General features: G+C 67.9%; 14 protein-coding genes. 8 read left to right on the top strand and 6 right to left on the bottom strand.

The features are described from left to right. Nucleotides 1-4: 4 nt before the first annotated feature. Nucleotides 5-1,696 (bottom strand): asparagine synthase B, encoded by a 1,692-nt coding sequence (gene asnB, locus AC07WC_RS09550; RefSeq protein ID WP_495209789.1) that lies wholly within the window; start codon nucleotides 1,694-1,696, stop codon nucleotides 5-7. A 367-nt stretch (nucleotides 1,697-2,063) separates the two neighbouring features. On the opposite strand from asnB, the gene AC07WC_RS09545 reads away from it, so the two are divergent. Next, nucleotides 2,064-2,942 carry a tetratricopeptide repeat protein gene (locus AC07WC_RS09545; RefSeq protein ID WP_495209788.1) on the top strand — a complete coding sequence of 293 codons (879 nt, stop codon included), beginning with the start codon at nucleotides 2,064-2,066 and terminating at the stop codon, nucleotides 2,940-2,942. Between the two features lie 157 nt (nucleotides 2,943-3,099). Then, a complete protein-coding gene (locus AC07WC_RS09540) occupies nucleotides 3,100-3,774 on the top strand; it encodes a pentapeptide repeat-containing protein (RefSeq protein ID WP_495209787.1) in 675 nt (224 codons plus the stop codon). A gap of 129 nt (nucleotides 3,775-3,903) precedes the next feature. Here the strand turns inward: AC07WC_RS09540 and dapE are convergent, their stop codons facing one another. The 5 genes from dapE to map are packed head-to-tail and all read right to left on the bottom strand — an operon-like array spanning nucleotide 3,904 to nucleotide 9,898. After that, nucleotides 3,904-5,031 carry a succinyl-diaminopimelate desuccinylase gene (gene dapE / locus AC07WC_RS09535; RefSeq protein ID WP_495209786.1) on the bottom strand — a complete coding sequence of 376 codons (1,128 nt, stop codon included), beginning with the start codon at nucleotides 5,029-5,031 and terminating at the stop codon, nucleotides 3,904-3,906. Further along, nucleotides 5,028-5,390, bottom strand: coding sequence for an arsenate reductase (locus AC07WC_RS09530; protein ID WP_495209785.1), 363 nt, complete (start codon nucleotides 5,388-5,390; stop codon nucleotides 5,028-5,030). Before AC07WC_RS09530 ends, dapE begins: the two co-directional genes overlap by 4 nt. A 13-nt stretch (nucleotides 5,391-5,403) precedes the next feature. Next, nucleotides 5,404-6,483: a 2,3,4,5-tetrahydropyridine-2,6-dicarboxylate N-succinyltransferase gene (dapD, locus tag AC07WC_RS09525; protein ID WP_495209784.1), complete on the bottom strand. Its 1,080-nt coding sequence runs from the start codon at nucleotides 6,481-6,483 to the stop codon at nucleotides 5,404-5,406. After that, nucleotides 6,483-9,104 (bottom strand): [protein-PII] uridylyltransferase, encoded by a 2,622-nt coding sequence (locus AC07WC_RS09520; RefSeq protein ID WP_495209939.1) that lies wholly within the window; start codon nucleotides 9,102-9,104, stop codon nucleotides 6,483-6,485. Before AC07WC_RS09520 ends, dapD begins: the two co-directional genes overlap by 1 nt. 20 nt (nucleotides 9,105-9,124) lie before the next feature. Further along, on the bottom strand, nucleotides 9,125-9,898 hold the full coding sequence (gene map, locus AC07WC_RS09515; RefSeq protein WP_026069972.1) for a type I methionyl aminopeptidase: 774 nt from the start codon (nucleotides 9,896-9,898) through the stop codon (nucleotides 9,125-9,127). A 274-nt stretch (nucleotides 9,899-10,172) separates the two neighbouring features. Here map and AC07WC_RS09510 point away from each other — a divergent pair, with 274 nt between their 5' ends. From AC07WC_RS09510 to AC07WC_RS09485, 6 genes are all read left to right on the top strand, one after another. Continuing rightward, nucleotides 10,173-10,697, top strand: a complete 525-nt coding sequence (locus tag AC07WC_RS09510; protein ID WP_495209783.1) for a Csu type fimbrial protein — start codon at nucleotides 10,173-10,175, stop codon at nucleotides 10,695-10,697. 9 nt (nucleotides 10,698-10,706) lie between these two features. Next, nucleotides 10,707-11,447 carry a fimbrial biogenesis chaperone gene (locus tag AC07WC_RS09505; RefSeq protein ID WP_495209782.1) on the top strand — a complete coding sequence of 247 codons (741 nt, stop codon included), beginning with the start codon at nucleotides 10,707-10,709 and terminating at the stop codon, nucleotides 11,445-11,447. Nucleotides 11,448-11,460: 13 nt separating this feature from the next. After that, nucleotides 11,461-13,806 carry a fimbria/pilus outer membrane usher protein gene (locus tag AC07WC_RS09500; RefSeq protein ID WP_495209938.1) on the top strand — a complete coding sequence of 782 codons (2,346 nt, stop codon included), beginning with the start codon at nucleotides 11,461-11,463 and terminating at the stop codon, nucleotides 13,804-13,806. Further along, the gene (locus AC07WC_RS09495) at nucleotides 13,806-14,852 is read left to right on the top strand and encodes a Csu type fimbrial protein (RefSeq protein WP_495209937.1); all 1,047 of its coding nucleotides are present in this window, start codon (nucleotides 13,806-13,808) and stop codon (nucleotides 14,850-14,852) included. Before AC07WC_RS09500 ends, AC07WC_RS09495 begins: the two co-directional genes overlap by 1 nt. A gap of 133 nt (nucleotides 14,853-14,985) precedes the next feature. After that, nucleotides 14,986-15,201 carry a hypothetical protein gene (locus tag AC07WC_RS09490; protein WP_495209781.1) on the top strand — a complete coding sequence of 72 codons (216 nt, stop codon included), beginning with the start codon at nucleotides 14,986-14,988 and terminating at the stop codon, nucleotides 15,199-15,201. Then, nucleotides 15,201-15,917 (top strand): fimbrial biogenesis chaperone, encoded by a 717-nt coding sequence (locus tag AC07WC_RS09485; protein WP_495209780.1) that lies wholly within the window; start codon nucleotides 15,201-15,203, stop codon nucleotides 15,915-15,917. Before AC07WC_RS09490 ends, AC07WC_RS09485 begins: the two co-directional genes overlap by 1 nt. The last annotated feature ends 31 nt before the right edge of the window (nucleotides 15,918-15,948 follow it).

The raw sequence follows: 15,948 nt of genomic DNA, 5'->3' as shown, positions 1-15,948 counted from the left end.
TCGATCAGGCCAGCGCCTGCTCGTGCACACCGGCGATGGCGCGGCCGGAGGGATCTGCCATCGCGGCGAAACTGGCATCCCAGGCGATGGCCGCCGGCGAGGAGCATGCGATCGACTTGCCGCCCGGCACCGTCTCCGCCGCCGCCTGGGTCGGGAAGTATTGTTCGAATACGTGGCGGTAGAAGTAGGCTTCCTTGGTCTGCGGCGGGTTGTGCACGAAGCGCTTGTCCGCCGCGGCCATCACCCGGTCGCTGACCTGGGCCTCGGCGTGTGCCTTGAGCCCATCGATCCAGCCGTAGCCGACACCGTCGCTGAACTGTTCCTTCTGGCGCCACAGGATCGAATCCGGCAGGTAGCCTTCGAACGCTTCGCGCAGCACCGCCTTCTCGATCCGGCGTGCGCCGGCGGGGCCCTGCCCGACCATCTTGTGCCTGGCATCGATGCGCATCGCCACATCGAGGAACTCGCGGTCCAGGAACGGCACGCGCGGCTCCACGCCCCACGCCATCATCGACTTGTTGGCGCGCAGGCAGTCGTAGTTGTTGAGCGCATCCAGCTTGCGCACCAGTTCTTCATGGAACTCACGCGCGTTGGGGGCTTTGTGGAAGTACAGGTAGCCACCGAAGATTTCGTCGCTGCCCTCGCCGGACAGCACCATCTTCACTCCCATCGCCTTGATCCGGCGGGCCAGCAGGAACATCGGGGTGGAGGCGCGGATCGTGGTGACGTCATAGGTTTCCACATGCCGGATCACCTCCGGCAACGCATCCAGGCCCTCTTCGAAGGTGTACTCGAAGCCGTGATGCACGGTGCCCAGTGCTTCGGCCGCGATCGCCGCGGCGGCCAGGTCGGGGGAGCCCTTCAGGCCGATCGCAAAGGAATGCAGGCGCGGCCACCACGCTTCGCTCTGATCGCCATCCTCGACGCGGTGGCGGGCGTAGCGTGCAGCCACCGCGGCCACCAGCGACGAATCCAGGCCGCCGGAGAGCAGCACGCCATAGGGCACATCGGTCATCAGCTGGCGGTGTACCGCACGCTCGAAGGCCTCGCGCAGTTCGACCCGGTCGGCCTCGACGCCTTCGACCGCGTCGTAGTCGCGCCACGGGCGCTCGTAGTAACGGGTCAGGGTGTCGGTGGCGCTGTCGTACCAGTGACCCGGCGGGAACTGCGCCGCATCGGCGCAGATGTCCACCAGCGACTTCAGCTCGGAGGCCACCACCAGCCGGCCATCCTTGTCGTGGCCCCAGTACAGCGGCACCACGCCGATCGGATCACGCGCGATCAGCACCCGCTTCCCGGCGCGGTCCCACAATGCGAAGGCGAAGATGCCGTTGAGGCGGTTAAGGAACGAGGCCGGGCTGTCTTCGCGGTACAGGGCGTTGATCACCTCGCAGTCCGAGCCGGTCTGGAAGGCGTACGGCTGGGCCAGCTCGGCCTTCAGTTCGCGGTGGTTGTAGATCTCGCCATTGACCGCCAGCGCCAGGCCGCCGTCTTCGGAGAGCAGCGGCTGCGAACCGCCGGCCGGGTCCACGATGGCCAGGCGCTCGTGGACCAGGATGGCGCCATCATCGACGTACACCCCGCTCCAGTCCGGGCCGCGATGGCGCTGGCGCTGCGAAAGGTCCAGCGCATGGCGGCGCAGCGCCGGGAGGTCGTCGCCGGCCTGCAGGCCGAAAATACCGAAGATCGAACACATGGGAACAGCTCCTGATGATGGGGGAATACACGTGTTGCAGGCATTCGACCGGCCACCCAGGCCCGGAAGGGGTAAACCCGGGCCACAAAAAAACCCGCATCGGTCGATGCGGGTTTTCTGGGGTCCGGGCGTGTTGCTTGTACTAGCCCTGGTCGCAGTCCCGCATCGGCCGCGCACGATTATTCGCGCGCAGATTATTGCGGTTGGTATTGCTGACAGCGGTGGCCGGGAACGAGGACATGGATCGACCGTAACCGGGTTTTGGCGGCGGCGCAACTGTTGCGATGGCAACCATGCCGACACCCGGGCCAACCCGGCGCGACGGCGCCGGGCGATAATCACCACCCTTCTGCAGTACCTGGCCGGCATGATCCCCCGCATCGGACGCATTGCTACACGCTTGGGCGGCATCGCCTTGGCCCTTTCCCTCATCGCCTGCAGCAGCGCCCCATCACGGACGCCGGCCAGCATCGTGCAGTCGATCGAAACCAAGGCAGCCGATGGCAGCTTCGAGGGTGCCTGGGACGCAGCCAAGACCTTCGAAACCTTCAACGACCCACGCGCGGTGACGTGGTACGAGCGTGCCGCCGCTGTCACCCCGTGGAGCTTCCACAACCCCCAGGCCGAAGAAGCCCTGGGCCGGATCTGGACCAACGGTGAGCTGCTGCATGGCACCGGCCCGAACATCGTGCAGGGCACCGCCCTGCGCGCCTCACCGCGAAAAGCCGAGCGGTGGTATCGCACTGCCGCGATGCACGGCAGTCCGATGGCCATGCTGATGCTGGCCAGGTTCCATCGCGAACGTGGCGACGCCGGCAGCGCACTGCGCTGGGACCTGCGCGCAACGATCTACTTCCACATGCCATCCGAATCCTCGCGGCTGCCACAGGCGATCGCGGCGCAGCCGGATGGCACCGTGCATCCGCTGGTCGCCGGGATCCAGCGACGTGCGCAGCGCGGCGATGCCGATGCCCAGGTGGATCTGGGCGCCATGTACGAACTCGGCATGGGCCTGCCGCGCGATGGCGTGGAAGCGCTGCGCTGGTACCGGCTGGCCGCCGACCAGGGCAATGTGTACGGGCAGTACTTCAGCGGCCTGCTGCTCGGCCGTGGCCGCGCCGGGGTAACGCGCGATCTGGACGCAGCCGCCGGCTGGTTCGCAAAGGCCCATGCGCAGAAGTTCTACCTGGCCGGCGAAACCTATTGGCGCGAGCGGATCAAAGCGCCGTTCTGGACCTTCGACTGACCCCGGATAGCCGACATCGCCGCCCCACCCGGTAGAGCCGACCAACGGTCGGCTCTACGTCGGATCGAACGGCGGCATGCGCGCCGGTGACGCTGTACACACTCCGCCGCGGCCTTCAAGACTGCCGCCTGCGCCGCCCATCACCCAGAATGGCCGCATGAGCACCGTCACTTTCCGCGATGAAATACTCACCCGCGCGCGCATGCAGGCCATCATCGCCGCGCATCCGCGCGCGGCCGCCTTCGAGAACTGCACGTTCGACCACGGCGACTTCTCGCGGTTGGACATGGATGGATTCCAGTTCAACCAGTGCTCGGTCAACGGTGCCTCCTGGCTGGCGGCCTCACTCGAAGAAAGCCAGTGGACGAAGTGCCGCGGCAGCCAGTGCGATTTCAGTTCTGCACTGCTCAGCGATGCGCGCTTCTCGCACTGTGATCTCAACAACAGTCATTGGCGCCGCGCGACACTGTCCTCGGTGCAGTTCCAGGACTGCAAGCTGACCGGCGCGCACCTGCAGGAAGTGACCGGCTGGGCGCTTGAATTCCGCGATTGCCTGCTGGTCAGCGCCGACCTGCGTGGGATGTCGTTCCGCAAGGCGCAGCTGGAGGGCATGGATTTCTCCGAGGCGGAGTTGTCCGGCTGCGATTTCCGCGATGCGGTGTGCAGCCTGCGCAATGCGCAGACCCGGCTGACGCGCTTCGAAGGTGCCGACCTGCGCGGCACCGACATCAGCGGGCTCAACGTGATGGATGCCAAGCTGTTCAAGAAAGCAGTGATTTCGCAGCGCCAGGCGGCGGCCGCGTTGGCGTCGTTCGGGTTGATCGTGGCGTAAGGGCGAACCGATCAACGGCCGGTTGCTACCGGACGCGTCGTTGCTACTGGACGCGGTCATTCCTGCCGGACGCGGTCGGTTCCTACCGGACACGGTAGGCGCCGACCGTTGGCCGGCGCAGCCTGCGCATCAGGGCAATAGGCGCTCGATCAAGCGCTGATACAACGCCGGCAGCTGTTCCAAATCGGCCACGCGCACGTTCTCGTCCACCTGGTGGATGCTCGCATTGACCGGCCCCACTTCGATGCATTGCGCACCCAGCGGCGCGATGAAGCGGGCATCGGAGGTGCCGCCGCCGGTGCTCTCTTCCGGCGGCGCACCGGCGAACTCGCCGAGCACCTCGCGGGCGATACGGCGAAGCGTGCCTTCCGGGGTGTAGAACGGCTCACCACTGCGATGCCACTTGAGCGTGTACTCCAGCGCGTGCCGGTCCAGCAGTGCGGCAATCTCCTGCTCCAGCGCCGGCGCATTCCAGTGCGGGTTGTAGCGGAGGTTGAACAGCACCTGCAGCTCGCCGGGGATCACATTGTTGGCCCCGGTCCCGGCATGGATGTTGGACACCTGCAGGCTGGTCGGCGGGAAGCTTTCGAAGCCGTCGTCCCAATGTCGCGCGGTGAGTTCGGCCAGGGCGGCGGCGGCCAGATGGATCGGATTGCGCGCCTTGTCCGGGTAGGCAACATGTCCCTGCACCCCCTTTACGGTGAGCGTTGCCGACAGGCTGCCACGACGACCGACGCGCAGCAGGTCGCCGAGCACCGCGGTGGACGACGGTTCGCCGGTGATGCACCAGTCGATGCCCTGCCCGCGCTCGCGGAAGATATCGGCCACCCGGCGCACGCCGTCGATGGCATCGCCTTCCTCGTCGCTGGTCAGCAGCACCGCCAGGGTGCCGGTGTGCTGCGGCTGGGCGGCGACGAACTGCTCGGCGGCGACCACGAACGCGGCGACGCTGCCCTTCATGTCGGCCGCGCCGCGCCCGTACAGCACCCCATCACGGATCTGCGGGTCGAACGGATCGCTGGTCCAGGCCGAGACCGGCCCGGTCGGCACCACGTCGGTATGCCCGAGCAGCACCAGCACCGGCGCACCTTGCCCGTGCGTGGCCCAGAGGTTGTCCACCTCGCCCAGGCGCAGGTGTTCGCACTGGAACCCCGCGCGCTCCAGCCGCGCGGCGAGCAGCGCCTGGCAGCCGGCGTCTTCGGGGGTGACCGACGCGCGCGCGATCAGGTCGCAGGTCAGGGCGACGACGTCGTTCACGCGCCCACTCCGAAGCGCTGCTTGAAGCCGTTGTCCGAGAAGCCCTGGGTCATCACGCCATCGGCGCTGACCACTACCGGGCGCTTGATCAACTGCGGGTACTCGCGCAGCAGCAGTTTCCACTCAGCATCCGAATCGGCCGCCTTGCGGTTCTCCGGCAGTTGCCGCCACGTGGTGGAGGACCTGTTGATCAAGGCGGGGAATCCACCGGCCTGGGCGGCCCAGTCGATCAGGGTCTCCGGCGTCGGTTTGTGCTCGCGGTAGTCGACGAAGGTGTACGGCACCTGGAAACGGTCCAGCCACTTGGTGGCCTTCTTGCAGGTGTCGCAGTTCTTCAATCCGTACAGAGTGGTGGTCATGGCAGCGGCGTACTCAGTCGGCCAGGCCGCGCAGCAGGTCGTTGACGCTGGTCTTGCTGCGGGTCTTGGCATCGACCTGCTTGACGATCACCGCGCAGTACAGCGAGTGCGAGCCATCCTTGGACGGCAGCTGGCCGGACACCACCACGCTGTACGGCGGCACCGAGCCGTAGCTGATTTCGCCGGTGGCGCGGTTGTAGACGCGGGTGCTCTGGCCGAGGAACACGCCCATGCCGATCACGCTGTGGTGGCCGACCACGAAGCCTTCCACCACTTCCGAACGCGCGCCGATGAAGCAATGGTCTTCGATGATGGTCGGGCTGGCCTGCAGCGGCTCGAGCACGCCGCCGATGCCGGCGCCGCCGGACAGATGGCAGTGCTTGCCAATCTGCGCGCACGAGCCGACCGTGGCCCAGGTATCGACCATGGTGCCCTCGCCGACGTAGGCGCCGATGTTGGTGAAGCTCGGCATCAGCACCACGTCCTTGCCGAAGTAGCTGCCGCGGCGCGCGATCGCGCCGGGCACCACGCGCACGCCGGCGCGGCGGAACTTGGCTTCATCGAAGCCGGCAAAGCGCGACTCGACCTTGTCCCAGAACGGCGCCGGGCGCGCATCCACCACGGCCATGTCGTTGACGCGGAAGTACAGCAGCACCGCCTTCTTCAGCCATTCGTTGACCTTCCAGCCGCCGTGGCCATCGGGCTCGGCGACGCGGAATTCGCCGGTTTCCAGGCCATCGATGACGCGGCCGACCAGCGGCTTGGTGGAGCCTTCGATCTCGTGCAGGGTCAGCGTCGCACGGCGCTCGAAGGCGCTTTCGATGCCGAACTTGAGTTCTTCCACGCCCGGCGTGGCCGGCTTGCGCAGCGACTTGCGCGCAATGGTGGCATCACGGCTGGCACTGCGCTTGGCCGCGCTCTCGGCCGGGGTGGCGGCGACCTTGCGTGCCGGTGCCTTTTTCACGGCGGCCTTCTTGACTGCCGGCGCCGCCTTGTTTGCCTTGGCAGCAGTCTTCTTCACCGCAGGTGCGGCAGCAGTGGTCTTGGCCGCCGGGGTCTTCGCGGCGGTCTTCTTGGCAGGCTTGGTGGCCATCAGTGGGGGTCTCCGGCTTTTCGATCAGGGTCCAGGCAGGTGAGCATGGCGTCTTCCAGCTGCTGCCTGGCGGATTCGGTAAGGGCGTGATCATGCTCATCGCTGATCACGAACATGTCTTCGGCGCGCTCACCGAACGTGGCGATGCGCGCATCATGCACGCGCAGCCGCTGATTGCGCAGCACGAACGCCACGTCGGCCAGCAGGCCGGGGCGGTCGGGCGCGACCAGGCTGAAACGGGTGCTGGTGGTATCGCCATCGGTGACATCGCGGAACTCGATGCGCGGGGCGAAACGGAAATGCCGCAGCTGGCGCGGAATGACCCGCCGCGAGGGGCGCAACCGGGTCAGGTCACCGGCCAGCGCTTCACGCAGGGCGGCTTCCAGGCGCAGCGCGTCGCCGTCGGCGAAGCTGTCGGCCGGGGTCACTTCGAACGTATCGAAGATGGTGTCCACCGGGCCGTCCAGCACGCGCGCGCGGTGGATGCCGTAGCCCTTGCGATCCAGCGTCATCACGATCGCGGCGAACAGGCCATCGCGGTCCGGTGAGTGCACGAACACCTCCAGCGCGTGGTCGTCCGGGGTGATCCGGCGCACCTTGACCAGGGTCTGGCCCTGCTTGACCGGCACCAGCGCGGCGGCCTGCCAGGCGAGCTGTTCGGGCCGCAGCCGGATGAAGCTCTCATCGGGCATCACCGTGAACTGGCGATCGATGGTGGCATCGTCGTAGCCGCGCTCGCGCACCAGCTGGCGCACCGATTCGCGGGCTTCGGCCACCCGCTCGGTGGCCGGCATCTGGTTTTCCAGGCCATCGCGCAGCGCGCGCCGGGCGGCGAAATACAGGTCGGCCAGCAGGCGGTCCTTCCAGGCATTCCACAGTTTGGGGCTGGTCCCGGCGATGTCGGCGCAGGTCAGCAGATAGAGATAGTCGAGCCGATCGCGGCTGGCCACCAGCGTGGCGAAGCGGTGGATCACGTCCGGATCGGAGATGTCCTGCTTCTGCGCGGTGATGGACATGCGCAGGTGCTGTTCGACCAGCCACGCCACCAGCTCGGTGTCGGAACTGCTCAGCGCCAGCGCCTGGCAGAACTCACGCGCGTCCACCGCTCCGAGTTCGGAGTGATCGCCGCCGCGGCCCTTGGCGATGTCATGGAACAGGCCGGCCAGCAGCAGCAGTTCCGGTTTGCGCAGGCGCGGCCAGACCTCATGCGCGATCGAGAAACGCTCGTCGGCGCGGCTGCTGGCGAACAGACCGATGTTCCGCAGCACCATCAGGGTGTGCTGGTCCACGGTGTAGACGTGGAACAGATCGAACTGCATGCGCCCGGAGACCTGCGCGAACGCAGGGATCCATTGACCGAGCACGCCCAGGCGCGCCATCCGCGCCAGCGTGTCGACCGCGCGTGGGCTGCGCAGCAGGGCCAGGAACTGCTCGCGGGCGGCGGGACTGGCATCGGTATACGCGGCCAGCTCCGGCAGCGCCTCGGCCAGCGCGCGGGCGGTCAGCGAATGCAGGCCGCGCACATCGGGGTTGTAGGCCCAGCTGGAGAACAAGGCGAACACCTGTTCGATGTCGCCCTCGGGCCAGGCCGGATCGTTGGCCGCCAGGTAGCCACGGCGCAGCGAGAAACCCACGCTGACCGGCTCGGGTACCGCCTCACCGTCGAACTGCTCCTCGAAGCGCTGCAGCAGGCGGTCGCTGATCCGCCGCACCACGGTGGCGCTGCGGTAGAAGCCCTGCATCATTTTTTCCACTGCCAGGCTTTCGATGTCGTCTTCGAAACCCAGGCGGGCGGCAAGTGTCTTCTGGTAATCGAAACGCAGGCGCTCTTCGGGCCGGTTGGCGACCAGATGCAGGCCGAAGCGCAGCCGGGCCAGGGCGCAGCGTTCGCGCTTGAGCGCCGCCGCTTCATCCGGGCCGAGATGACCCAGGCCCACCAGTGCTTCCAGATCGCGCACGCCGAAGGCGCGCAACGCCATCCAACCCAGTGTATTGAGATCGCGCAGGCCGCCGGGGCCGTCCTTGATGTCCGGTTCCAGATTGTCGGCGGTGTCACCGAAGCGCTGATGGCGGGCCAGCAGCTCTTCACGCTTGGCGAGGAAAAACTCGCGCGGCGGCCACAGGCCGTCCACGTTCACCGCGGCCTTCAAGGCCGCGCGCGCAGTGTCGTCGGCAACCACCGGGCGCGATTCGATCAGTGCGGTCAGCACGGTCTGGTCGGCGCTGGCCTGGGTGCACTCGGCCGGCGAACGCACCGCATGGCTCACGGGCAGGCCGCAATCCCACAGCAGCGCGAAAAAGCGCGCCAGCCCGGATTCGTGCCGCCGCTGCTGTTCGGGCGTACCCAGCACCAGCACGTCGATATCCGAGCGCGGGAACAACTCACCGCGCCCATATCCACCGACGGCAAACAAGGCCAGTCCAGACCCGGCCGGCAGGCGGCGGTGCCACGCCAACCGGATCAGGTGGTCGGCCGCACGGGCGCGCAACGCGAGCAGGCGCTCGATGTTGTCGCCCTGGTCGAAGCGGCGGTACAGCCGCGCGTCGGTCTGTTGCAGCGACTGGCGCGCCAGCGCCGCCCAGTCCGGGTCGGCGACGGATTCGGCCGGCGCGTCCAGCATCGGGCTCGCCGGCAGCATGCTCAGACCTGCGATTCGCCGGGCGAGAGAGTCAGCACATCGACGCCGGTCTCGGTGACCGCGACCATGTGCTCCCACTGCGCCGACAACTTGCGGTCCTTGGTGACCACGGTCCAGCCATCGGGCAGCACCTTGTTGTAACGGGTGCCCTCGTTGATCATCGGCTCGATGGTGAAGGTCATGCCGGGCTGCAGCACCAGGCCCTGGCCTGGACGACCGTAATGCACCACCTGCGGCTCGTCGTGGTAGACCTTGCCGATGCCATGGCCGCAGTACTCGCGCACCACGCTGAAGCGCTCGGACTCGGCATAGCTCTGGATCGCATGCCCGATGTCGCCCAGGGTCGCGCCCGGCTTGACCGCGCGGATGCCACGCCACATGGCTTCGTAGGTCGCATCGACCAGCCGCTTGGCCATGACCGACGGCGTGCCCACGTAGTACATGCGGCTGGTATCGCCGTGCCAGCCGTCCTTGATCACGGTGACATCGATGTTGACGATGTCGCCGTCCTTGAGGACCTTGGCTTCACTGGGGATGCCGTGGCAGATCACGTTGTTGACCGACGTGCAGACCGTCTTCGGGAAGCCGCGGTAGCCGACATTGGCCGGCGTGGCCTTCTGCACGTTGATGATGTGGTCGTGGCAGATGCGGTCCAGCTCTTCGGTCGTCACGCCCGGCTTGACGTGCGGGGTGACGATGTCGAGCACTTCGCTGGCCAGACGACCGGCGATGCGCATCAGTTCGATTTCCTCGGGGGTTTTCAGATTCACGCTCATGGCGCCCATTATCGCCGATCCGGGGCCAATCTGAACGGGATCGGGTGGAACGCTGACAGCCGCGGTTTGGGCGGCCGGGCCGGTCACGTCCATGAATGACTGCGATGTACGTCACGGAACACAGGGATTGTGCCGAAAACGGCCATCGAATCTGCCAAATCTCACGACCTCCCTACAACGCCAAACCTATAACCGGATCAAGACCGTTCCATCGTCCCACCCGTCCGGCAGCATCGTGTTGTTCAGCAAGGACCCGCGTCCAAGGAGCATGCCCATGCGATTTCTCCGTCCTGCCCTGTTGAGCCTGGCCATTGCCAGCCTCGCTGCGCCCGCCCTGGCGGCCGATACCACGACCTTCAACGTCAAGATCATCATCACCAAGGCCTGCACGATCACCGCGGCGGCCGCCACCGACGTCGACTTCGGCTCGGCCCTCTCCACGGCCACTACCCCGTCCAACGCGCAGGGCACCATCACCGCGCAATGCTCGGCGCTGACCCCTTACACGATCGCCTTGAACGCCGGGTCCAACGCCGGCACCGCCAACGACGTGACCACCCGGCGCATGAAGAACACCAACGCCGCTGTTACCACCAACAATTTCGTGGGCTACCAGCTCTACCAGGATGCCGGCCACGCCAACGTCTGGGGTGCCACCACCGGCACCAACACGGTGGCCGGGATCGGCACTGGCCTGGCCGTGCCCTACACGGTGTACGGCCAGATCGCCAACCCGAGCGTCAACAACGCCGCGACGGGTAATTACCAGGATACGGTCACCGCTACCATTTCCTACTGAGGGCAGCCCATGCCAATGACCGCACGGGCCCGCCTCTGGCGGCGCCTGGGACTGGCCTGCGCCTTGTCTGCCCTGTCCATCGGCACCGTCCCGGCCGCCAGCCTGCAGGTGGCACCGACCGGACTGCAGCTGGGGCCCCGACAGAACGCCGACGCGCTGTGGATCAGCAACAGCGGCACCGCACCGGTGCAGGTGCAGGTGCGGGTCTACCGATGGAGCCAGCACGGCGGCCAGGACCAGCTGACCCCGACCGACGACCTGCAGGTCAGCCCGCCGATGCAGTCCCTTGCCGCTGGTCAACAGCAGCTGGTGCGGGTGGTGCGCAGCGACCCGCAGGCCCCGGCACGACAGCTGGCCTACCGGGTGATCGTCGACGAACTGCCGACGCTGGATCCGAACCGGACCGGCATGCAGTTCGTGCTGCGCTACTCGCTGCCGGTGTTCGTACAACCCGTCGAGGCTGCCTCCGCCAAGCTGCGGGCACGGCAGATCACCCTGGATGATGGCCGCCCGGCACTGGAAGTAAGCAACGACGGCGGCGCGTACGCGCAGTTGGCCGACCTCGCCATCGGCACTCCGGAGCGCCCGCAGACCGTGCATCCGGGCCTGCTCGGCTACGTCCTTGGCGGCCAGACCATGCGCTGGCCGCTGGAGCTTTCGGCAACCCGCCTGGCGGGAGCCACCTTCATGGCCAGGATCAATGGTGAGTCGGCCCAGACGCCACTGCCCGTCGCGCCACCGGCTCGCTGAGGCCTGCGCGCGGATGCTGCTCAGCGCCAGCCTGCTGCCTTGGACGATGCACGCGGCGGAAATCGGCCTGGAGGCTTCGGGCGCGTCGGGCGACGCCGTGCTGCCGGCACCGACCCCGTTGACCGCGCCGCAGACCCTGTACCTGGACGTGACCCTCAATCGGGCGCCGCGTGGCCTGCTCCCCTTCACCCAGGAACTGGGGCGCCTGTTCGCCGCGCCGGCCACGCTGCGCCAGCTCGGCTTCCCCGCGCAGGGCGACGCGCCGGTGCCACTGGATCGCCTGGCCGGCGTGGTGCTGCGCTATGACGCCTCCCTGCAGACTCTGGCACTGGACGCGCCACTGGACCAGCTCGCACTGCCGACCACCCGGCTCGAGCGTGCCCAGGAAACCACGCCGCATGCCTCCGCCTCCCCCGGAGCACTCCTCAACTACGACGTTTACGGCAGTCACAGCGAGGCCGGCGGCAACCTGGCACTCACCAGCGAACTGCGGCTGTTCGGGCTCGGCAATGGCGTGCTGGAGAACAGCACCGTACAGCGCACCTACGAGGTTCCCCGACAAGGCTGGCGGACCGACAGCGTGCGCCTGGACACCCATTGGCAACTGGATTTCCCCGACGCCGCACTGACCCTGACCGTCGGCGATTTCTACAGCGGCTTCGTCGACTGGAGCCGGCCGGTGCGGATGGGCGGCATCCAGATCGGACGCAACTATGGCCTGCAGCCGTATCGCCTGCTGACCCCCACCCCGACCTTCCTCGGCGAAGCCGTGGTGCCTTCCAACGTCGAGCTGTATGTCGACGGATTACGCCAGTACAACGGCCAGGTGCCGGTTGGACCGTTCCAGTTGGCCGCACAGCCGGGCATCAACGGCACCGGCAATGCCCAGGTGGTGATCACCGATGCATTCGGCCGCATGCAGACACTGGACTTCGCGTTCTACGGCACCCAGCAGTTGCTGGCGCAGGGCCTGTCGGACTGGTCACTGGGCGTGGGACGCATGCGCCGGGACTATGGCATCCGCTCGTTCGCGTACGAGGCGCAGACCGTGGGAAGTGGCACCTGGCGTTACGGCGTCAGCGACCGGTTCACCGCCGAACTGCATGCCGAAGGCGGGGGCGGCGTGCGCAATGCAGGCGCTGGCGGCTGGTGGCTGCTGGGCGGCGCCGGGGTGTTCAATGCCGCCTACGTCCACAGCCGCCAGGATGGCCGCAACGGCGGCCAATACGGGCTGGGATACAGCTGGAACAACCGCCGCTTCAATGTCAACCTGTCCAGCCGACGCACCCACGGCGACTATCGTGACCTCGGTGCGTTGCAGGACAGCCCGACCCCGCAGATCAGCGAACAGGCCACGCTGGGCGTGAACCTGGACGCGGCCGGGGCGATCAGTGCCAGCTACCTGCGCCTGCGCTACCGCGATGGTGAGGACAACCGCTACGCCAGCCTGTTCTGGTCGGCCAACGTCGGACGCCGCTGGTCCACCTACCTGTCGGTCAACCAGAACCTGGACGAGAGCAACGATCGCAGCCTCTACCTGTCGCTGTCGGCCGCGCTGGGGCGCAATCGCCAGGCCAGCCTGTCCACCCAGCGCAACGGCGAGAGCACCACCTATGTGGCCGACCTGTCCCAGCCGGTGCCCGGCGACGGCAGCCAGGGCGGGGTCGGTTGGCGCGTGCAGGCGCGCGGCGGCGACGATGGCGGCGGCGGCCTGGGTGAAGTGGGCTGGCTCAACCGGGTCGGACGCTACGCACTGGGGTATTCGCGCCAGGGCGATACCGATTACGGCTATGCCAGCGCCAGCGGCAGCCTGGTCTGGATGGGGGGGCACGTGTTCGCCGCACGCGAAGTGCCCGATGCATTCGCCGTGGTCTCCACCGGCAGGTTCGCCGGGGTACCGGTACGGCTGGAAAACCGCCTGATCGGCAGCACCGACCACAACGGCCTGCTGCTGGTGACGCCGTTGCTGTCCTGGCAGCGCAACCGGCTCTCGATCGACACCCTGGACCTGCCGGCAGACATCCGCGCCGCCGAGGTCGACCGCTGGGTCACGCCGCGCCAGAGCGCCGGTATAGGCGTGGATTTCGGCCTGCGCCACACCCACCCCCTCACCCTTGTACTGCACGATGACAGCGGCCAGCCGCTGGCCCCCGGCAGCGTCGTGCATCTGGCCGGGACGCGCACGGCGATCGTCGGCTACGACGGCCAGACCTACCTGGAGGACGTGACCCTGCCGCTCACCCTGCGGATCGACACCGCGCGCGGCCCCTGCACGGTGGCACTGGAGCCCCCCAGCCGCAGCGAGCCGCACCCGCGTCGACTGGGGCCGGTCCGCTGCATCGCCGGGCCATCACCGTGATCCGCGCGCTCGCCCTGCTGCTGGTGGCCGTGCTCGCCCTGTTCGGCAGCGGCGCCGCGCATGCCGACACCAACTGCGTGGTCACCACGCCGGTCACCCTCGCGTTCGGAACCATCACCAACGGGTCTGCCAGCGTCACCAATACCACCACCACCTTTACCATCAGCTGCAGCACGGCCGCCTTGAGCCTGCTGGCGACCGCGTCGGTGCGCGCCTGCCTGGGCATCGGCAACGGCAGCGGCGGCAGCGCCATCCAGCCCACGCGCAGCCTGCGCAACGCCACGACCGACACCATGGCGTTCCAGCTGTATACCAATTCCACCCGCAGCACGATCTGGGGGCTTGCCCCAGGCAGCAACCCGGGCGCGCAGGTGATCGACCTCAACTACAGCGTGCCGTTGGTGACCGGCGGCAGCGGCACGGTCACCGTCACCCTCTATGGCCAGGTTCCGGCCGGGCAGACGCTCTCGGCAGGAAGCTTCAGCAGCAGCTTCGCCGCGGCGGACACCACGGTCCGTTTCGCCTACAACGAAGTACTGCTCGGTACCGCCTCCCCACCGCCCGCCTGCACGACCCCGGCCGGCGGCGGCGCGACCGGCAACAAGACCGTTGCCTCCGGCTTCCCGTTCACGGTCACCGCCAATGTGCTGCCGCAATGCAGTACGTACGTCACCACCGATATGGACTTCGGCAGCAATGCCGGCGCCATTACCGGAAACATCGACCGCACCTCGACCATCGGCCTGACCTGCATCAACCGCACCGCGTACACCATCGGCCTGGACAACGGCCAGCACGTGCTCGGAACGACCACCCGGCGCATGCAGCACGCCACCAATCCGAGCTACTTCATTGCCTACGAGCTGTACCGCGACAGTGGCCGCAGCCAGCGCTGGGGCAACACCATCGGGGTGGATACCGTTCCCGGCACCGGCACCGGCGGCACCCAGACGCTGACCGTCTACGGGCGGGCGCCGCCCACCTCCGGCAGCCTGCCGGCCCAGGGCAGCTACAACGATGTGATCACGGTGAACATCACCTACTGATCCCGCGGCGCCCTCAAGACCGGCGGCCGCCTGGCCGATAATGGGCAGGCCCCTTTACCTGCGATGTTCGATGATCCTGAGACGGCTCCCCCCCGCCCCGGCCTGCCTGCTCCTGCTCGCGGGATTCACCGCGTTGCCCGCCACCGCGCAGCCGCAGGGCGGCCTGCGCATCCAGTTCCGCATCGTGGCCGACTGCACGGCCCCGGAACTGCGCGGGGCGCGGCCGGACTGCCCGATGCCGCACCAGCGCACCGATGCTCCCACGCCGGTGCCCACGCAGGTGGAGGCATTGACCCCGGCAGAACTGCTCCGCGGCGACCGGCTTGACCGGGCCACGGTGACCTACTGATGCGCGGGCTTGCCGCACTTGCCCTGGCCCTGGCCCTGCCGATGGCCGATGCGAGGGCGCTGCAGCTTTCCAGCACCGGCGTGCTGCTGCCCGCCGGGCAGGCCGACGCCGATCTGTGGCTGGACAACCCCGATCCGGTGCGGTGGTCCGGCCAGGCCCGGCTGTATCGCTGGGAACAGGAAGACAACGACGAGCGCCTGCAGCCGGCCCAGGACGTGGCGCTGAGCCCGTCCGTACTGGACATCGGCCCCGGCCAGCGGCAGCGCCTGCGCGTGGTCCGGCTCGGTGCCGCCCCCGCACAGGTCCAACAGGCCTATCGGCTGGTGATCAGCCCGGATCCGGCGCTGCCGGCGGCGACGGCCCCGCGCTACTCGTTGCCGGTGTTCCTGGACCCGCTTCAAGCACCCGCGATGGCACCGGCACTGCAGGCACGGCTCCAGCCGGGCCTGGACGCGCGCGTGCAGCTTTACAATGGTGGCGCGCGCCACGCCCACGTGGCCGACCTGGTTTTCGTCGACCGCACTGGGGCCCGCCAGGTGGTGATCGAGGGCCTTGCCGGCTATGTGCTGCCCGGCCGGACGCGGACCTGGGCGCTTCCGTTCCGCCCCGATCAATATGTTGGCGGCCACGTCCAGGCCCGCCTGGACCACGCAGCAGAGGCCGCCCTGCCCTCCCTGGCGCCCGAGATTGCGGCGCCGGCACAAGCCGGGCTATAATCGACCGGATCTCCTGCCTCATCGAAGCAGG

The sequence above is a fragment of the Stenotrophomonas sp. GW821-FHT01H02A genome (assembly GCF_059422145.1).
The sequence above is the reverse complement of the archived record's forward strand: the minus strand, read 5'-3'. Positions and strand labels throughout refer to the sequence as shown.